The 19457-nt window shown below is 53.3% G+C and carries 21 protein-coding genes; all 21 read left to right on the top strand.

Annotation, left to right across the window (positions count from 1 at the left end):
* Positions 1–39 precede the first annotated feature (39 nt).
* The 21 genes from atpD (at position 40) to ACE99V_RS08725 (ending at position 19455) form a co-directional block, all read left to right on the top strand.
* Entirely contained in the window at positions 40–1449 is a 1410-nt protein-coding gene (gene atpD, locus ACE99V_RS08825) for a F0F1 ATP synthase subunit beta (RefSeq protein WP_400490703.1), read from the top strand.
* 27 nt (positions 1450–1476) lie between these two features.
* Positions 1477–1881 (top strand): F0F1 ATP synthase subunit epsilon, encoded by a 405-nt coding sequence (locus ACE99V_RS08820; protein WP_400490702.1) that lies wholly within the window; start codon positions 1477–1479, stop codon positions 1879–1881.
* 181 nt (positions 1882–2062) lie between these two features.
* Positions 2063–2803: a DUF6042 family protein gene (locus ACE99V_RS08815; protein WP_400490701.1), complete on the top strand. Its 741-nt coding sequence runs from the start codon at positions 2063–2065 to the stop codon at positions 2801–2803.
* A 164-nt stretch (positions 2804–2967) separates the two neighbouring features.
* On the top strand, positions 2968–3339 hold the full coding sequence (locus ACE99V_RS08810) for an NADH-quinone oxidoreductase subunit A (protein ID WP_400490700.1): 372 nt from the start codon (positions 2968–2970) through the stop codon (positions 3337–3339).
* Positions 3330–3848, top strand: a complete 519-nt coding sequence (locus ACE99V_RS08805) for a NuoB/complex I 20 kDa subunit family protein (protein ID WP_400490699.1) — start codon at positions 3330–3332, stop codon at positions 3846–3848. The genes ACE99V_RS08810 and ACE99V_RS08805 overlap by 10 nt, the downstream gene beginning before the upstream one ends.
* Positions 3845–4744, top strand: a complete 900-nt coding sequence (locus ACE99V_RS08800) for an NADH-quinone oxidoreductase subunit C (protein ID WP_400490698.1) — start codon at positions 3845–3847, stop codon at positions 4742–4744. The genes ACE99V_RS08805 and ACE99V_RS08800 overlap by 4 nt, the downstream gene beginning before the upstream one ends.
* Before the next feature lie 3 nt (positions 4745–4747).
* On the top strand, positions 4748–5896 hold the full coding sequence (locus tag ACE99V_RS08795) for an NADH-quinone oxidoreductase subunit D (protein ID WP_400490697.1): 1149 nt from the start codon (positions 4748–4750) through the stop codon (positions 5894–5896).
* On the top strand, positions 5893–6903 hold the full coding sequence (gene nuoH, locus ACE99V_RS08790; protein WP_400490696.1) for an NADH-quinone oxidoreductase subunit NuoH: 1011 nt from the start codon (positions 5893–5895) through the stop codon (positions 6901–6903). Before ACE99V_RS08795 ends, nuoH begins: the two co-directional genes overlap by 4 nt.
* Positions 6904–6947: 44 nt before the next feature.
* A complete protein-coding gene (nuoI, locus tag ACE99V_RS08785; protein ID WP_400490695.1) occupies positions 6948–7361 on the top strand; it encodes an NADH-quinone oxidoreductase subunit NuoI in 414 nt (137 codons plus the stop codon).
* 2 nt (positions 7362–7363) lie between these two features.
* A complete protein-coding gene (locus ACE99V_RS08780) occupies positions 7364–7873 on the top strand; it encodes an NADH-quinone oxidoreductase subunit J (protein ID WP_400490694.1) in 510 nt (169 codons plus the stop codon).
* Positions 7870–8181 (top strand): NADH-quinone oxidoreductase subunit NuoK, encoded by a 312-nt coding sequence (gene nuoK, locus ACE99V_RS08775; protein WP_400490693.1) that lies wholly within the window; start codon positions 7870–7872, stop codon positions 8179–8181. The genes ACE99V_RS08780 and nuoK overlap by 4 nt, the downstream gene beginning before the upstream one ends.
* A 14-nt stretch (positions 8182–8195) precedes the next feature.
* Positions 8196–10118 carry an NADH-quinone oxidoreductase subunit L gene (gene nuoL, locus ACE99V_RS08770; RefSeq protein ID WP_400490692.1) on the top strand — a complete coding sequence of 641 codons (1923 nt, stop codon included), beginning with the start codon at positions 8196–8198 and terminating at the stop codon, positions 10116–10118.
* Positions 10108–11643, top strand: a complete 1536-nt coding sequence (locus tag ACE99V_RS08765; RefSeq protein WP_400490718.1) for a complex I subunit 4 family protein — start codon at positions 10108–10110, stop codon at positions 11641–11643. The genes nuoL and ACE99V_RS08765 overlap by 11 nt, the downstream gene beginning before the upstream one ends.
* A 3-nt stretch (positions 11644–11646) precedes the next feature.
* Positions 11647–13176 carry an NADH-quinone oxidoreductase subunit NuoN gene (gene nuoN / locus ACE99V_RS08760; protein WP_400490691.1) on the top strand — a complete coding sequence of 510 codons (1530 nt, stop codon included), beginning with the start codon at positions 11647–11649 and terminating at the stop codon, positions 13174–13176.
* A 95-nt stretch (positions 13177–13271) separates the two neighbouring features.
* Positions 13272–13496, top strand: a complete 225-nt coding sequence (locus ACE99V_RS08755) for a DUF1146 family protein (RefSeq protein WP_400490690.1) — start codon at positions 13272–13274, stop codon at positions 13494–13496.
* A gap of 164 nt (positions 13497–13660) precedes the next feature.
* Complete coding sequence (locus tag ACE99V_RS08750; RefSeq protein ID WP_400490689.1) at positions 13661–14407, top strand: YwmB family TATA-box binding protein; 747 nt, start codon at positions 13661–13663, stop codon at positions 14405–14407.
* Positions 14408–14426: 19 nt separating this feature from the next.
* On the top strand, positions 14427–15758 hold the full coding sequence (gene murA, locus ACE99V_RS08745) for a UDP-N-acetylglucosamine 1-carboxyvinyltransferase (RefSeq protein ID WP_400490688.1): 1332 nt from the start codon (positions 14427–14429) through the stop codon (positions 15756–15758).
* A gap of 214 nt (positions 15759–15972) precedes the next feature.
* Positions 15973–16974, top strand: coding sequence for a stage II sporulation protein D (gene spoIID / locus ACE99V_RS08740; protein WP_400490687.1), 1002 nt, complete (start codon positions 15973–15975; stop codon positions 16972–16974).
* Between the two features lie 94 nt (positions 16975–17068).
* A complete protein-coding gene (locus ACE99V_RS08735) occupies positions 17069–17803 on the top strand; it encodes a peptidoglycan DD-metalloendopeptidase family protein (RefSeq protein ID WP_400490685.1) in 735 nt (244 codons plus the stop codon).
* A gap of 275 nt (positions 17804–18078) precedes the next feature.
* A complete protein-coding gene (spoIIID, locus tag ACE99V_RS08730) occupies positions 18079–18363 on the top strand; it encodes a sporulation transcriptional regulator SpoIIID (RefSeq protein WP_003388385.1) in 285 nt (94 codons plus the stop codon).
* Positions 18364–18444: 81 nt separating this feature from the next.
* Complete coding sequence (locus tag ACE99V_RS08725; RefSeq protein WP_400490684.1) at positions 18445–19455, top strand: rod shape-determining protein; 1011 nt, start codon at positions 18445–18447, stop codon at positions 19453–19455.
* Positions 19456–19457: the final 2 nt, after the last annotated feature.

Here is a 19457-nt window from a genome sequence, read left to right as displayed (position 1 = left end):
ACAATCTCCACATCAGCTTTATAGGAGGGAAGAAATAAGATGGCGAAAGGACGCGTGGTTCAGGTAATGGGTCCCGTTGTCGACATTGAGTTCGAACGCGGACACCTGCCTGCCATTTACAATGCGATCAAGATTCAACATAAAGCCCAAAGCGCAGGGGAACGCGACATCGACTTGACGGTTGAGGTTGCCGTTCACCTGGGTGACAATCTGGTACGTACCGTTGCGATGTCTTCCACCGACGGTCTTGTCCGCGGCATGGAAGCTGTAGATACCGGGGCTCCGATTTCCGTTCCGGTTGGTTCCGTAACACTGGGCCGTGTATTCAACGTACTGGGCGAACCAATCGACCTGAAAGAACTGGGTACAGTTGAGCGCCGCGACCCGATTCACCGCAAAGCGCCTGAGTTCGTGGAACAAGCGACGAAAGTGGAAATTCTGGAAACCGGTATTAAGGTTATCGACCTGCTCGCTCCTTACATCAAAGGTGGTAAGATCGGTCTGTTCGGTGGTGCGGGTGTAGGTAAAACCGTTACCATCCAGGAGCTGATCAACAACATCGCCCAAGAGCACGGCGGTATCTCCGTATTCGCCGGTGTAGGTGAGCGTACCCGTGAAGGTAACGACCTGTACCATGAGATGAAAGACGCAGGCGTTCTTCCGAAAACTGCGATGGTATTCGGTCAAATGAACGAACCGCCTGGTGCCCGTCTTCGCGTGGCGCTGACCGGTCTGACCATGGCGGAGTACTTCCGTGATGAAGAAGGCCGTGACGTTCTTCTCTTCATCGACAACATCTTCCGCTTTACCCAAGCAGGTTCCGAGGTATCCGCGCTGCTCGGCCGTATGCCATCCGCGGTAGGTTATCAGCCAACGCTGGCTACCGAGATGGGTCAGCTGCAAGAGCGTATTACCTCTACGAAAAAAGGTTCCGTTACGTCCATCCAAGCGATTTACGTACCGGCGGACGACTATACCGACCCGGCACCGGCGACAACCTTTGCTCACTTGGACGCTACCACCAACCTGGAGCGTTCCATCGCTGAGTTGGGTATCTTCCCAGCGGTAGACCCGCTTGCATCTACTTCCCGTGCCCTGTCTCCTGACATTGTTGGACAAGAGCACTATGATGTAGCACGCGGCGTCCAAAAAATCCTGCAACGTTACAAGGAACTGCAAGACATCATCGCGATCCTGGGTATGGACGAATTGAGCGATGAAGACAAGCAAATCGTAGCACGTGCTCGCCGCATCCAACGTTTCTTGTCTCAGCCGTTCCACGTTGCCGAGCAATTTACAGGCAACCCTGGAAAATACGTACCGTTGAAGGAAACCGTGCGCAGCTTCAAGGAAATCCTTGAAGGGAAGTACGATCATCTGCCTGAGGCAGCTTTCATCTACGTAGGCACGATCGAAGAAGCGGTAGAGAAAGCGAAGCAAATGGCGTAAGACAACCCTGGAAAGGGGAGACAGTAAGTGAGTAAGATGACAGTCGAAGTCGTAACTCCTGAACGGGTTGTCTACAGCGGCGATGCCAAAATGGTCATTGCCCGCGGTGTTGAAGGGGACCTTGGCATTTTGCCGAACCACATGCCGCTGGTAACCCCGCTGAAAATAGCGCCTGTTCGGATTCAACAAGAAGGCGACAAAGAGACCAAGATCGCAGTGAGCGGCGGTTTTATGGAAGTACGCGGCGATAAAGTCACGATCCTGGCCGAGACGGCCGAGCTGCCTGAGGATATCGACGTAGCTCGTGCACAAGAGGCAAAAGCCCGTGCAGAAAAACGCCTGATCGACAAGCACCCGGATCTGGATGTACGCCGTGCTGAACTGGCACTGCAACGTGCATTGGCACGTCTCGAAGTTACCAATAAGCTGTAAAAACCCACCCGGCCATAGCTAACGCTGCGCCGGGCGGGGCCCGAAAAAATCCCCGCGCTTCATGGCGTCGGGGTTTTTTCCTTATTCGATTGGAAATACAGGTCCATTTGAGTATATAATAAACCTAATGCTCTGCTGGCATGGTTGAACGGTATGTTTTTGGACAAGGAGAGTGCATGAGATGCAAACAATTCGCGAAGTACGCAAGAATAATGAAGATGTGGTGATTCCCAGCGGCTTTACAGCCAACGGCTGGTCCAGCGTTCTTTCCCACGAGATGAACGTATTGTTCCAATCCATGTGCTATGTTGTTTCCAAGTACGATACAAAGGAAGAAATGAACAAGGCCCTGGATGCGATAAAAGGATTGGAAGGCGCATTTACCAAACCGGAAGCAAGCGCATTCAAGTCGGAGGAATCCTACAACAACTACGTCAAGCTTCTGGAGAAGCACAAAAAATTCCTGGAGCGTTCCCAATTCGCTTACCCGACTTCCCGTGAGGAAGCGATTCAACTGTTCGTAAAATGGGGCCTGGTCCTTGACAAGGGAGATGTGTGGGACGTACCTGTCCATCCTTTCCCGGATGTTCAAGAGATTTTTGCCCTGAAAGAAGAGGAACAGCTCGCATTGAACCACATCAAGCTGGAAGCGCTTGTTCATCCGATCTTCAGCCGCTTGATTCTGATGCTGCATGAGAAGGAAGAGAACAGCTTCAGCCTGTCCAAGGCGGAATTGAAGGAAATGCTCAACACCAACGACGCCATGCTGACTGAAGTCCTGATCAAGCTGACTCCGTACCTGCAGGAGCCGATCGAGAACATGCTGGAAATTCCGGACGACGAGAAAATGAACTTTACGGTCGTGTGGGAGCGCGTTTACGAAGACTTCCTGGGAGACAAGTACTCCGAAACAGTACAATAATATTAGAAAAGCATAGGAACGTCAGAAAGAACTTAGGGAGATTTCTCTAAGTTTTTTCCTTATCGGGAAATAAGAGTCGGTCTTTCGTTAGACACCGGTATAGTGTTTTGCTATAATGATGTAGGTATTTTTTTCTATCTTTCACGTCAACGGAGGGAAAGACGATGAGCGACTTGTACACCAATAATTACGTCATCGTTGCCATCTTTTTGCTGCTCGGGGTGTTGTTGCCCGTAGCCACGGTTAGCATCATTGGACCTCTGGTTCGCCCAAACAACCCGACACCGGAAAAGACGACAACCTATGAAAGCGGTAACATTCCTGTCGGTGACAGCTGGGTTCGTTTCAATGTAAAGTACTACATTTTTGCACTGATGTTTGTCATTTTTGATGTGGAAACGCTGTTTCTCTATCCATGGGCGGTTGCCTACAACCAGTTGGGCCTGTTTGCTCTGGTAGAGATGATCATTTTTATTACGCTCTTGGTGGTAGGCCTGATTTACGCTTGGAGAAAGAAGGTGCTGGAATGGAACTAGACCTCAGCAGCATTGCGCCTGAACTGCAAGAAGAACTGAATCGCAATGTCATGTTTACGACGCTGGAAACGATCAAAGGGTGGGTGCGCAGTAACTCTCTCTGGCCGCTGACGTTTGGTTTGGCGTGCTGTGCCATTGAGATGATGGGAACGGGCGGCTCACGTTACGACCTTGACCGTTTTGGCGTCATTTTCCGTGCCTCGCCCCGTCAATCGGATGTGATGATCGTGGCGGGAACCGTTACCAAGAAAATGGCGCCGCTGCTTCGTCGGCTGTACGATCAAATGGCAGAGCCAAAATGGGTGATTGCCATGGGTTCCTGTGCGACGGCAGGCGGTCCCTACATCAAGTCTTACAGTGTGGTAAAAGGCGTAGACCAGATCGTGCCGGTAGACGTATACATACCGGGCTGCCCGCCTAACCCAGCGGCGCTTATCTACGGCATCAACAAACTGCAAGAAAAGATTCGTTACGAAGCGAAGACTGGAAAGCGGGTGACCAGTCAATGACGGAAGAAAAACGCAAACCCACTCCGGAGGAAAAAGCAAAAGCAGCCGCCGAGGCCCGTGCCAAAGCGGAAGCTTTGCGAAAATTGAAAGAACAAGAAGAGCACGGTGGGGAGGTACCCACGGCGACCGCGGAGCAACCGAAGGCAGAAGCGGAAAAACCCACTGCAGCCATGACCGACGAAGAGAAAGCCAAGGCCAAAGCTGCAGCGGCAGCAGCTGCAGCTGCGAAGGCAAAAGCGGCTCGCGAAGCGGCACAGGCAGGCGAGGCCAAGTCGGGCGGTGACGACGCTGACGCCAAGGCGAAAGCAGCGGCAGCAGCCAAAGCCAAAGCCGCTGCGGCAGCAGCAGCGGCTGCAAAAGCGAAAGCAGCAGGCGGAGGAGAAGCTGGGGAAGCTGCCGAGGCACCCAAGGCTCCTTCCAAAAACCAGCCGTTCCTCGACAAATACTTCAGACGTATCACCGAAAAATTTGGAGCAGACGCACTGGAAGCCTCCTATATAAACGAGCTGTCCAAAGAAGTCCCTACCTTGGTCGTGAAGAACGAAAAGTGGCATGATGTGGCTCGCTACCTCAAAGAGGACGAGCAGCTGGCTTTTGACTACCTGTCGAACCTCCATGGCGTCGATTACGAGGACCGGATGGAAGTTTACTACCATCTGTATTCCTATAAAAACCGGCAAAGTGTAGCGGTAAAAGTCAAAACAAACCGCGAACAGCCAACGGTAGCATCCGTTATGGATATTTGGCGGGGAGCAGATTGGAACGAACGGGAAACTTTCGACCTTTTCGGCATATATTTCCCGGGACATACCAATTTAAGTCGAATTTTGCTCCCGGATGAGTGGGTTGGATACCCGCTGCGAAAAGATTATGTGCAATACGATGAGGAGGTGTAGGAGATGAGCCTGGACATCATATCGACCCATTCTGCAACATCTCCTGACACAGGTATTCGAACCGAGGAAATGCTGCTGAACGTCGGTCCGCAGCACCCCAGTACCCACGGTGTGTTTCGCCTGGTCGTAAAAATCGACGGAGAGACCATCAAGGAAGCGATTCCGGTGATGGGCTATCTCCATCGCGGTACGGAAAAGCTGGCGGAAAACCTGACGTATACTCAGATCATTCCCTATACAGACCGGATGGATTATCTTTCGGCGATGACGAACAACTATGTAATCTGTCACGCCGTTGAGACGATGATGGGCCTTGAGATCCCGGAACGGGCGGAATTCCTTCGATTGATTGTAATGGAGCTGAACCGGATCGCCAGTCACATGGTATGGTGGGGGACTTATTTGCTTGATATCGGGGCGATGAGTCCGTTTTTGTACGCCTTCCGCGACCGTGAAACGATCCTTGATTTGTTTAACGAGCTTTGCGGGGCGCGTTTGACCTACAACTACATGCGCATTGGCGGAGTCAAGTGGGATGCGCCTCCGGGCTGGATCGAGAAGGCGAAAGAGTTCGTCCAGTACATGAAAAAAGAGCTGAACAACTATCATGCTCTGGTGACGGGCAACGAGATTTTCATCAACCGACTCAAAGGGATCGGTCAATTTGATGCGAAGACGGCTTTGGACTATTCCCTCTCCGGCGTCATGCTGCGTTCCACGGGGGTAAAGTGGGATCTGCGCAAAGACGAGCCTTACTGCATTTACGACCGTTTCGAGTTTGACGTGCCGACAGCGACAGAAGGCGACTGTCTGGCCCGCTATCATTTGAGAATGGCGGAGATTGAGCAATCCCTGCGCATTCTGGAGCAAGCACTCGACCAATTCCCGAGCGACGGAGAAATCGTAGGCAAGGTGCCGCGTGTCATTCGACCGCCGGCAGGAGAGGCGTTTGTGCGGATTGAGTCGCCGCGCGGTGAAATCGGCTGCTACATTGCCAGCCAGGGAAAAGATAAGCCGTGGCGTCTGAAATTCCGCCGTCCTTCGTTTAACAACCTGCAAATTCTGCCAAAGCTGTTGGAAGGCGTCAATATCGCCAACATGGTGGCGATTCTCGGCAGCATCGACATTGTGCTCGGGGAGGTGGATTGTTGATGAGCGATCTGTTGCAGCAAGCTCCCTCTGTTTGGAATGTGCTCATGTTTGCCCTGGCGGCTGTTGCCCTTCTTCTCGCCGTTCTGGGATTCGTCACGTATGCCATTTACTTTGAACGCAAAGTAATCGGTTGGATGCAGCTTCGCATCGGTCCGAACCGGGTAGGTCCGTTGGGTCTTTTGCAAACGGTGGCGGACGTAGCCAAGCTGCTCCTGAAGGAAGACACCCGCCCGAAGAATGCGGACAAGGCGCTGTTCGCGCTGGCCCCTGTTTTGGCGTACGCTCCGGCATTTGCGGTATTGGCTGTCATGCCGTTTACGGAGAGCATTCAATTTGCCGATTTGGGCATCGGTGTTCTTTATTACATCGCCCTCTCCGGCATCACCGTCCTCGGGGTCATCACAGCAGGATGGGCGTCGAACAACAAGTACTCGCTGATCGGCGGGCTGCGGTCGGCAGCGCAGATGATCAGCTACGAGGTTCCGCTGGTCATGTCCGTGGTCGGGATCGTTCTGATGACAGGCAGCATGAACCTGCGGGAGATCGTCGAGGCGCAGCGGGACGTATGGAACATCGTGCCGCAGTTTTTGGCTTTTGTCGTCTTTATCATTGCGGCGCAGGCAGAACTGAACCGTACGCCGTTCGACCTTCCTGAAGCGGAATCGGAGCTCGTCGCAGGTTACCACGTGGAATACTCCGGATTCCGTTTTGCCATGTTCATGCTGGCGGAATACGTGTACATGTTTGGAATGGGCGCACTCGTCACCATTCTGTTCCTGGGCGGATGGCTGCCGATTCACCCGGCTCTCGGCTTTATCCCGGGCATCGTCTGGTTTATCCTGAAGTTTTCTCTCTACGTCTTCTTCCAGTTCTGGCTCCGGGCTACGATGCCGCGTCTGCGTGTCGACCAGCTGATGTCCTTTGCGTGGAAAGGCCTACTGCCTTTGGCGCTGCTCAACATCCTGCTGACGGCAGTAGTGATATCCTGGCAGAACGGCTCATTCTAGTCCGAAAGCCACTAACGCAATTTTTTCAAAAGGGGTGAAACAACATGCTAGGACTGGCGAAAGGCCTTGGGTATACGTTCAAGCAACTTTCCGAGAAGAAAGTAACCCATTTCTATCCCGACGTACCGTTTCCCATGCCGCCGCGCTTTCGCGGAATTCAGCACTTCTCTCCGGAGAAATGCATCGTCTGCAACCAGTGCGCGCGGGTATGTCCTACTGAGTGCATTCAACTGACGGGAAAACCGCATCCCGATCCGGAGAAAAAAGGAAAAATCATTGACACCTACGATATCAACTTCGAGATTTGCATCCTGTGCGATCTCTGTACGGAGGTTTGTCCGACGGAAGCGATCGTGATGACCAACAACTTCGAACTGGCTACCTACAGCCGCGACGAATTGTACAAAGATCTCAAGTGGCTCGACGACAACAACACCAACGTCAGGGAGGAGAATTAACGATGAGCGGCTCATTTGTAGCCTTCTTTATTCTTTCTCTTCTGACCATCGGGGGCGCGGTGTTCATGATCAGCTTTACCCGCGTCGTTCACATGGTGATATCGTTGGGGATCACCTTCCTCAGCATTGCAGGCCTGTTCGTGCTGCTTGAAGCCGAATTTGTCGCTGTTTCGCAAGTGCTGGTCTATTCCGGCGCCATCTCGATTCTGATGCTGTTCGGGATCATGCTGACCAAGCACGATGCTTCCGACGAAGGGACGGGACGCTCCTGGAAGAACACTTTTAGTCTGATATTTGTTGCGGCCTTGTTCCTCGTTATCTTTTGGGGAATTCAAAACACGGCGTGGCCGGGCGTAACGGAGTCCGCAGAAGCCGGTGTAAGCAATGTAAAGCAGATCGGCTTGGAAGTGTTTACCCACTTTGTGATTCCGTTTGAGCTGGTATCCGTACTGCTGCTGGTAGCCCTGGTAGGCGCCATCATCATGGCCAAAAAGGAGGGGGACAACGAATGATCGTCAGCATTTCATCGTACCTGCTGGTAGCCCTCATTCTTTTTTGTGTAGGCTTGTACGGCGCCCTGACCAAGCGAAACGCGGTGGTCGTGCTGTTGTCCATTGAGCTGATGCTGAACGCTGTCAACATCAATCTCGTTGCGTTTTCCAAATACGGATTGCACCCGGCCATCACGGGACAAATCTTTACGTTGTTTACTATGACCGTCGCTGCGGCAGAGGTAGCGGTAGGTCTGGCGATTCTGATCGCGCTGTACCGCAACCGTGAGACCGTCAACGTCGACGAGATCGATTCGATGAAACGGTAACGAGGAGGAGAAAAATGGATACCATTATGCAATACGCCTGGCTCATCCCTCTTTTTCCGCTCTTTGCTTTCATCGTGATCGTCTCGTTCGGTCGTCAGTTGAAAGAGGGAGCGGCCTGGGTGGGAATCTTCTTTACAGCCGCTGCATTTGTCATGGCTGCCGCCACGTTCTGGGCGAGATTCCAGGAGGGGGCCCAAGACCTGAAAGTGCCGATGGAATGGCTGCACGTCGGCGATACCGTCATCCGCATGGGCTATGAGGTAAATCAGCTCAATGCGATGATGCTCGTGATTGTGACATTTGTCAGCCTGCTGGTGCAGATCTATTCCAAAGGCTATATGCACGGGGATGAGCGCTTCCCGGTGTTTTATCAATATCTGGCGCTGTTTACCTTCTCCATGCTGGGGCTGGTGATTTCCCCGAACCTGCTGCAGGTGTACATCTTCTGGGAGCTGGTTGGGGTGTGTTCGTTCCTGTTGGTGGGCTACTACTTCTACAAACCGGAAGCAAAAGCGGCCGCCAAAAAGGCATTCATGGTCACCCGCGTCGGGGATCTCGGTCTGTTTATCGGGATCTGCCTGCTGTTCTGGTGGACAGGTAGCTTTGAATACTCTGAGATTTTCACTACCATTTCGCTCGGAAAGCTGGAGCCGTGGATGATCACGCTGGCTGCCGTACTGATCTTTATCGGCGCTGTCGGCAAATCCGGTCAGTTCCCGCTCCATACCTGGCTGCCTGACGCGATGGAAGGTCCGACACCGGTTTCCGCTTTGATTCACGCGGCGACGATGGTGGCCGCCGGGGTATATCTCGTGGCCGCAACCTATCCGCTGTTTATCGCTTCGGAAACGGCATTGAACGTCGTGGCGTACGTAGGCGGATTCACCGCCATTTTTGCCGCCTCCATCGGGTTGACGCAGCGGGACATCAAGCGGGTACTTGCGTATTCGACAGTCAGTCAGTTGGGTTATATGATGCTGGCGCTTGGCGCTGCCGGAGCAGCCGGATACGTGGCGGGTTCGTTCCACTTGATGACGCATGCCTTCTTTAAGGCGCTGCTGTTCCTTGCCGCCGGCAGTGTCATTCACGCCGTACATACGCAAGATGTGTTTGAGATGGGCGGCCTGTGGAAAAAGATGCCGATTACAGCCGTGACGTTCCTGATTGGCTGTCTGGCAATTGCCGGTGTTCCGCCGTTTGCCGGGTTCTGGTCGAAAGAGGCGATCCTCGGCGCGGTCTATTCCGCTCATCGCTTTGACTTGCTCTGGATTGCGATCATTGCGGCCTTCTTTACCGCCTTTTACATGTTCCGCCTGTTCTTCCTGACCTTTGTCGGCACGTTCAGAGGGGAGCATGAGGGGCACGAATCACCCGCCGTTATGACGACTCCGTTGGTCATTCTGGCTTTTCTGGCGGTTGTAGCCGGATTTGTGAACACGCCGTTTGCGCCGGTTTTGCACGAGTGGCTGCTGAACGGCAGTACGGGAGAAGCCATCGGAATGGTGTTCGGATCAGAGGAGGGCCATGCTGCCGCCTGGCTTCAAGCGGTCGCGATTCTCGTTTCCTTGCTGGGCATTCTGCTCGCCTATCTGATGTATGCAAAAAAATCCGTGTCTCCGGACGCGATTTCCCGGCCGCTGCCTTGGCTGTATCAGCTCTCGTACCGCAAATATTACGTGGATGAAGTGTACCACCATGTATTCGTGAAGCCGCTCCGTTGGCTTGGGTATGCGCTGAATTGGTTCGATCGCTATGTGGTGGACGGGTTGGTGTCGCTGACGGCGAAGCTGACCAACTGGATCGGAGCCCTGCACGCTCGCCTGCAAAACGGTCAGATTCAGTCGTACGGAGCGGTTGTGCTGTTGGGATTACTGCTGTTGGTTATCGCGTTAGGCCTGTCGGCGCAAGGAGGTGGACTGTTTGGTCATGGTCAATAGCATCCTGTTAACACTCCTGACGCTTTCGCCGCTGCTTGCCATCCTGATCCTGGCGTTCATTCCGAAACACCAGGGCGGGACGATCAAGCAGATCGGGGTACTGGGAACTCTTCTTCCGCTGCTCCTGTCCCTGATGCTCTTTGCCAACTTCAACTATGACAAGGCAGAACTGCAATTTGTGGAGAAAGTCGAATGGATTGCGATCCCTGTGGGAACGCAGCAGACCGGGGAAGTATTCTCGTTCCCGATCGATTATGAGATGGGGGTGGACGGCGTCTCCATGCCGCTGATCGTATTAACCGCGATTATCGGCACGTTGGCCGCCGTCGCTTCCTGGAATATCAAAAAGCGGCTGAAGGAGTACTTCATCCTGTTCCACCTGCTGTTGATCGGCATGTTCGGGGTGTTTGCCTCCCAAAACCTGTTCCTGTTCTTCATCTTCTTTGAGCTTACGCTTGTGCCGATGTACTTCCTGATCGGGATTTGGGGATATTCCGACCGGGAGCGGGCGGCCAACAAGTTTCTGTTGTACAACGGGATCGGATCGGCCGTGATGCTGATCGCCTTCATTGTCATGTACGTAACCCTGCGGACAATGAATATGGCAGAAATTACAGCAGCCTTCGCGTCACCGGATCACCCGGCGTTGGCTGGGCTTGGCGAGAATTTCCGCTTTGGACTCTTCCTGGCGCTGTTTATTGCATTCGGCATCAAGCTGCCAATCTTCCCGTTCCATACCTGGATGCTGAAAGTGCACGTGCAGGCGCCGCCTGCCATCGTCATGATACACTCCGGGATTCTGCTGAAGATGGGCGCGTACGGTCTCTTGCGTATGGGCATCGGGTTTTTCCCTGAACAATCCTACCAGTTCGCAACCTGGATGGCCGGCCTGGGAGTGCTGAATATCCTGTACGGAGCGGTTCTCGCCTTCGTTCAAAAGGATCTGAAGATGGTGCTGGCGTACTCCAGTATCAGCCACATGGGGATTGTCCTTCTCGGGTTTGCCGCGATGAACACGATCGGCTTCCAGGGAGCGATGTTCCAGGTAGTCTCCCACGGCTTCATCTCCGCGCTGATGTTCTTCCTGATCGGCGTGATCTGGGAGCGCACGCAAACCTCCATGATGGAGGAGTTGGGCGGGTTGGCCAAGTCCATGCCGTTTGTCAGCGGGATCCTGCTTGCAGCGGCCATGGCCTCGCTTGGCTTGCCGGGCATGTCCGGCTTTATCAGCGAGTTTCTGGCGTTCCTGGGCCTGTTCGGGCACATGCCGGTTCTGGCAGCAATCGGTACGCTGGGCATCGTACTGACCGCTGCTTACCTGCTGCGCGCGATCCTTCGCACCACATTCGGCCCGACTCCCGAGCGCTTCGTCCGGATTGCCGACGCCCAGCCGATGGAAGTGATTCCGATGGTGGTTCTGCTCGGTTTTATCATCCTGATCGGGATCTATCCGGCCGTTCTCAGCGATCCGCTGCAAAATACGCTCAAAACGATTGTACCCATCGTTACGGGAATAGGAGGGTAATCCATGGACGCAAACAATATCTTCTCGTATGACTGGAGCTACCTTCTGCCCGAATTTATCATTCTCGCATTTTCTACCGCCCTTTCCCTGATTGATTTGGTGCTTGGAAAGCGAGCCGGCAGAGCCGTCCTCGGCTGGCTGGCGCTCGTTGGGGTGGTGTTGGCCGGCGTGTTTGTTGTCATCAACATGAACACGTTGGATCAGCCCTTTTCCTATATGGCAGACATGCTTCGCGTCGACGATTTCGGCAATGCGTTCAAGCTGCTGTTCCTCGCCGGCGTCGCCTTTGCCCTGCTGATTTCACTAGCGTACCTCAAGCAGGGAGAGGTGACGCACCAGGGTGAGTATTATTACTTGCTGCTCACAGGTTTGCTGGGGGCGATGGTGATGGCGTCTTCCGCCGATCTGATTACGCTGTTCGTCGGACTGGAGCTGCTCTCGCTGTCTTCCTATGTGCTGGTAGGCCTGCGTAAAAAATTCAGGGACAGCAATGAATCAGCATTTAAGTACGTTGTGTCCGGCGGGATCGCGACGGCGGTGACGCTGTTCGGGATGTCGTACCTGTACGGCTTGACCGGTACCACCAATCTGTACGAAATCTCCGGTCGTCTGGCCGAGGCGGCCATGGCCGGCTACAGCTTTTTGATCTACATGGCGTTTGCCTTCCTGGCAGCGGGATTAGCCTTTAAAATATCGGCTGTCCCCAACCACATGTGGGCACCGGATGTGTATCAGGGAGCTCCGACTCCGGTGACAGCGTTCCTGGCCGTCGTCTCCAAAACAGCCGGGTTTGCGCTGATTTTCCGTCTGGTATTTCTGGCCTTCCAAAACGTGCCAAATCAAGCGGGCGGCAGCTTCTTCTTCGATGATGCCGGCTGGTACCTCTCGCTGATTGCCGCTGCATCCATGATTATCGGCAACACCATGGCGCTGCGTCAGACGAATGTAAAACGGATGATGGCCTACTCCGGAATCGCCCAGGCCGGGTACCTGCTGGTCCCGTTTGTATCGATGACGACGCTGTTTTTTGAACAGGTCATCTTCTTCCTGTTTGCGTATCTCCTGGTCAGCTTCGGGGCATTTGCCGTGATCATGATCGTGACGCGCGACCAGCAGACGGAAGAGCTGAAGGCGTTTGCCGGACTCTATCACCGCTCGCCGATGATGGCCGTTGCGATGAGCATTTTCCTGCTCTCGCTGGCGGGGATTCCGGTAACCGCGGGCTTCTTCGGGAAGTTTTATCTGTTTATGAGCGCACTGGCTCACGCGCAGTACTGGCTTTCCGCCATCATGATCGCGACCAGTGTAGTGTCTTACTACTACTATTTCGGAATCATCCGTCAGATGTATCTGCGCCCGGGGACGACCGAAGCGCCTCTTGCCCTGCCAAAAGGGATCGGCGCTCTCGTTCTGCTGTTGGCAGCAGCGACGGTGGTATTCGGGGTCATTCCGGGCACCGTAACCGATTATATCCATACCTACTTCAACCCGGCGTTTGACTTCGGCAACCTGCTTCAACCGCCGCAGCAGTAATTGTTGGAAGAGAAGGAACAACGAAAAAAGGGGACGGCTTGTTAAAGGCCGCCCCCTTTTCTGCTATTATGGTAAGAACGGAGGGAGTTGAAACCATGATGGAAATATCCGCTGTCCTAAACATTGTCCTGTCAGTGGTTTTTATCGGAGTAAGCTGGTGGGCCCTGCAGGCGTTTCGCTTTGACCTGTTCGTAAAAAAGCCGGACAGTGCGCAGGCGAAGCTGCTGCAGATTCTTCTGTCCATCTTCATCGGTTACGGGGTGGCCCGATTTTTTATGGAATATCTCGGGTGGTCGCTGATGCTCAAAGACCTGTTTTAAATGAAATCTGGGTAGTTGGAACTGGTATATCCCCCCAATTTTACGTGCAAACTAAGAAGTACAAAGAGAGTGCGCGTAGATACCCCAAAAAGTGAAGGAAAGCTCCGAAGCTTATTCCGATTACTTTTTTGGGGGCCCCGTGAACGACAAGGGAGAGGGTACGAGTGAGGAAAGCGTATGGATGGGTGACACTCGTGTTGATGGCGATAGGCTGCCTGGCTCTGTTACTGCCGGCGCAGGCTCGTCAGCTGCAGCCGGCTGCGGCAAATCTGTTAGAGGTAATGGAAGACTCCGGAGCAAAAGGTTTAGAAGTTGAGGTGCGTACCAGCTTATCGATTGGCCAAGCAAGTAGTCCTGAGGAACTAGGTTCACTTGCGAACCAATGGGCAAATAGACTTAACACACCTGCTGCACACGCTGTCATTACGAAGAAAGATGATCGATATGTATATCGAATTGTGTCGAATTACGACGATATTCGACTTCTTTTTCAGGTTACAGGATTGCCCAAAAAGGGTGGTTACCAGGCATATCTTGTATTTCAAATGAAAGGAAGTACTACTACACTACCATATATTGAAAAGATACAGAGTACCGCTGCAGCAGCCCTGAAACAAGCTGGTTTGATTCCGCAATTTAGCACTTGTATTCGTGGAATGTACAGTGATAAGATGAGTGTTGATCAACAGGAGGGTAAGATTTTGTCGATATTTCGAGCCCTTCAGGCAAAGGAACTAGAGCGTTTGCAGGATGAGTCGGTTGTCAGTATTTCAGGCTATACCCGTGCGTGGGAACCGTTCATCGCGTTAAACGATCAAAAGATGAATCTACAGGTGGCAACACACCGAGACACCCAATCTGATGGAACGTGGATCACCGTAGGCACACCAATCATCACAGCGGAATATTAAGCACGCGGAGGGGTACACATTGGATAAAATCATTGTCCGCGGTGGTAAGGCATTAGCGGGAAATGTAAAAGTGTCCGGCGCCAAAAACGCCGTACTTCCGATTATTGCAGCATCCATTCTGGCAGAAGAGGGTACATGCGTCATTCAAGACGTTCCCGCACTGGATGATGTTTATACCATTTGTGAACTGTTGAAAACTCTGGGAATCTCCCTTACATATGACCGAGATGTACTCACGATTCAGGCTTCCCCCCTGACCAGTGTGGAAGCCTCCTACGAACTTGTCCGCAAGATGCGCGCGTCCTTCCTGGTGATGGGACCGCTGCTTGCCCGACAAGGACATGCGCGTGTCTCCCTACCAGGCGGTTGCGCCATCGGAACGCGTCCGATCGACCAACACCTCAAGGGATTTGAAGCATTGGGAGCCAAGATCGAGATTGGACAAGGCTTTATCGAGGCCAGCGTGAACGGACGGTTGAAGGGAGCAAAAATTTACCTCGACATTCCAAGTGTAGGCGCAACGGAAAACATTATGATGGCGGCCACCCTCGCCGAGGGCACGACCATTCTGGAAAACGCGGCGGAAGAACCGGAGATCGTCGATTTGGCGAATTTCCTCAACAGCATGGGCGCGAAGATTCGCGGTGCCGGAACCGGCTCGATCCGCATTGAAGGCGTGGAAAAGCTGCACGGCTGCACGCATTGCGTGATCCCGGACCGCATTGAAGCAGGCACGTTTATGGTAGCGGCAGCCATCACCGGTGGAGACGTGTTTGTTGAAGGAGCGATTCCCGACCACGTAAAGTCCATTACGGCCAAACTTCGCGAAATGGGCGTTGAAGTGGACGAGCTGGAAAACGGGGTTCGCGTTCGCCGTACGGGTCCGCTGAAAGCAGTTGACCTGAAGACGCTGCCGTATCCTGGATTCCCGACCGACATGCAGTCCCAAATGATGGCGCTGCTGCTTGCCTCGGAAGGGACAAGCATCGTAACCGAAACGGTGTTTGAGAACCGCTTCATGCACGTGGAAGAATTCCGCCGCATGAGTGCCAATATTAAAATTGAAGGACGCAGCGCGATTGTGGAAGGCGGCGCTAAACTGACGGGCAGCAAGGTAACGGCAACCGATTTGCGCGCAGGAGCGGCCCTGATTCTCGCCGGCCTGATTGCGGAAGGCGAAACGGAAGTGGGCGGACTCCACCATATCGACCGCGGCTACGTCAACCTGGCCGAAAAGCTGCGCGCATTGGGTGCGCAGGTGGAGCGCGTTTCTTCGCAAAAGTCGGTGGCAAAAGAAGGCGAACCGGCAGCGGAGCCGCTCAAAGTAAGCTTTTCTCCGAATTTCGCATAACGAGACTTGCGCAAAAAGACTTCCTTTTGTCGGGAAGTCTTTTTTTTGTGTATACAGCCGCTAGAAAAGTGTTCGGGGGCTGGGTTTTCTTACCATTTGCTAGAATATCTGCGAACATGTCAACTCTTCCGACTCTCTCATCCTCTCGTTCTATCTCCTCCCCGCGGGACATAGACTAAAACTGTCCAGCACAATACAGGGGAGGATATGTGGCATGAAACGATATCTCGTGATACTGTTGGCAGCTTTTCCGATTCTACTGGTCATGGTACCTGCAGCGCTTGTTACGTTCTTTTCCCCTCAGGGGCCAGACGTTTACGTCGAGACCGGCACGTCCCCCCAGGCGGTTGATCCGGCCAAACAGATCCCCGTCAAAGTGTATCGGACCGAGAAACAAGTGATAGAGACGATTCCGCTTGAACAGTACATTGAAGGTGTCGTCTCTGCAGAAATGCCGGCCGAATTTGAACTGGAGGCGCTCAAGGCGCAGGCGCTGGCGGCGCGGACCTACATCGTGCGCCGCTTGCGGGAAAGCCATTTTGCAGACGTCCCCGAGGGGGCGCACGTCATGGACACGATCAAGCATCAGGCCTACCTGGACGACGCCCAACGAAAGCAGCGATGGGGTGACCAATACGAATGGAAAAGCATGAGGATCCGCCAGGCGGTCCAGGCGACGGCGGGGATCGTTCTGACCTTCAACGGCCAACCGATTGACGCCACCTTTTTCTCAACCAGCAACGGATTTACAGAGAACGCGAGCGATTACTTTGAATCCCCGGTTCCCTACCTGAAAAGTGTCGCCAGCCCCTGGGACATTCAATCGCCGCGCTTTGAAGAAACCGCACGGATCAGTGTGGGGGAGATGGAACAAAAGCTTGGCGTACGAATCGATCGCGCAGCTTCCGGTGACGGTTCCTGGTATCAAATCGTGGAGCGGACGCAGGGGAATCGCGTCGGGAAAATCCGCATCGGCAGCAAAGAATTTTCCGGTCGGGAGTTTCGGGAGCGCCTGGGGCTGAACTCATCGGCATTCTCTCTTGAGCTCAAGGGAGGGCAAGTGGTGATCAAGACACGCGGCTACGGCCACGGCGTCGGCATGAGTCAATGGGGGGCCAACGGAATGGCGAAGACGGGAAAGAGCGCGGAGCAAATCGTAAAGTACTTTTACCAGGGTGTGACGCTGCAAAAATTCGATACGGTCATGCGAGGATAGGCCCATTTTTTGCAAAATTTTTTACCTTTCCCCTTCTCTCTCAGGTTTATGCGCTGAAAATCTGGCGATACTGAGGGATGAGGTGATGAATAAAATGGAAGATCAAAAAAATCAAAATCAACCGATTCCATTCAAGAAGTCTAGCAGTTGGAAAAACTTTTTGGGCAAGAAGTGGGCGTTTCCGGCAATCTACATCGGCACCGCGGCAATCATTCTCGCTTTTGTGATGTGGTACCAGGGCAGCATGACCGATTCCGTGATCGACAAAAGCAATCTGACCAACGGTGTATCGGTTACCACGCCGCAAGAGGGCACAAGCAACCCTGCATCTGATCTGGAGTCCGAGGATGCCGTACCGGTCAACACCACTCAGCCGCTCGCCTGGCCTGTAGCCAAAGGCGTGACCTACGAACTGGGAATGAGCTTCTTCGACGATCAACAGTCGAAGGAAGAACAGGAAGCCGCACTGGTCAAGTTTGAAGACCGATTTATTCCGCATACCGGTATCGACCTCGTCTCCACGGACGGAAAGGGCTTTGATGTCGCAGCCGCTCTCGCCGGAAAAGTGGTAAAGGTGGAAAACGATCCGCTGGTCGGCAATCAAGTGGAAATTGAGCACGCCGACAAGATGGTCACGGTTTACCAAAGCCTGGAAAAGGTGCTTGTGAAACCCGGCGACGAAGTTACGCAGGGCCAAGTGCTGGGAACAGCCGGCCGCAACGTCTTTGAGAAGGACGCCGGCGTACACCTCCACTTCGAAGTTCGCGTCGACGGCAACTCCGTAAATCCGGAACAGTATCTGCTTCAATCCGAAGCAAAAACCCAGTAATTTCGCCAAAAAAACGAAGCCTGCAGAGCAAACTCTGCAGGTTTTTTTCGGGTTTGGGGCCCCGCCCGGCGAAGCGTTAGCTCATGCCGGGTGGGTTTTCTTAGGGTTTGGGGCCCCGCCCGGCGCAGCGATTTCTCCAGCCGGATCGGGGATGTGTACACGCTGTGTAAAAAAGATGTGGTCTTGCTGGCTTGTCAGGCTTGGAAACGTAGAATATGTGTCCGCGCCCACCCATATATTGTATCAGACAATTTTGATACAGGGAGGCGAGTGACGTGCACGATTACATCAAAGAGCGAACCATAAAGATTGGCAGATATATTGTGGAGACGCGAAATACGGTTCGCATGATCGCCAAAGAGTTCGGTGTTTCGAAAAGTACTGTGCACAAGGATTTGACGGAACGACTGCCTGAGATAAATCCGGAGCTGGCGAACCAGGTAAAGGAGATTCTCGAGTACCACAAAGCGATCAGACATCTGCGGGGGGGAGAAGCGACCAAGATCAAATACAAGCGGAGGAGCAAGAAAGTTCGGGTAGAACAGGAAGAAAGCGTATAAAGTTAAAAGAATTTCCTTGTCCTCTCACGAATAACGGCCTATGATAATAGGAGGAATGTATCTGGACAGGGAGGACCTTTCATGTTTAGCAAAGACATCGGAATCGATTTGGGGACGGCCAACGTACTCATTTATGTAAGAGGCAAGGGAATTGTTCTGGATGAACCATCCGTCGTTGCAATCGACAACCAAACCAAAAAAGTTCTGGCCGTCGGAAACGAAGCACGCCGCATGGTGGGGCGTACTCCGGGCAACATCGTCGCCATCCGACCTTTGCGAGACGGGGTCATCGCAGATTTCGAAATTACCGAAGCCATGTTGAAACACTTTTTGGCCAAAATCGGGGGAAAAAGCCTGTTCGCTCGCCCGCGAATCCTCATTTGCTGCCCGACGAACATCACGTCCGTCGAGCAAAAAGCCATCCGCGAAGCGGCGGAACGAAGCGGCGGCGCTCGCGAGGTTTATATCGAAGAGGAGCCGAAGATCGCGGCCGTAGGCGCAGGCATGGATATTTTCCAGCCTTCCGGCAACATGGTGGTGGACATCGGCGGCGGTACGACCGATGTGGCGGTTCTTTCGATGGGAGACATCGTAACGTCCTCCTCCATCAAAGTAGCGGGTGACACATTTGATCTGGCTATAATGCGTTACATAAAAAATAAATACAAATTGCTGATCGGAGAGCGTACGGCTGAGGACATCAAAGTACAAATCGGTACGGTATCCGGCGGACGCCAGGACGAGATGGACATTCGCGGAAGAGACATGGTGACGGGTTTGCCTCAAACCATCACGATTTACTCCCATGAAGTCCAGGAAGCCCTGGCTGAGTCGGTGAGCGCCATTGTACAAGCCTCCAAATCTGTTTTGGAACGAACACCTCCGGAGCTTTCTGCCGATATTATTGATAAAGGGGTTTCGGTGACAGGCGGCGGTGCGTTGCTGCACGGACTGGACCAACTGCTTGCCGACGAACTGAAGGTTCCCGTTCTGATAGCGGAAGACCCGATGATGTGCGTCGCAAAAGGAACGGGCATGATGCTGGAATATCTGGACAAGGTGCCGGCCTATCGGAAGAAGAAGCTTTTTTAGGG

The organism is Brevibacillus soli (assembly GCF_044759095.2).
GTDB lineage: Bacteria > Bacillota > Bacilli > Brevibacillales > Brevibacillaceae > JBIYSM02.
This window is presented reverse-complemented; position numbering and strand designations above follow the sequence as displayed.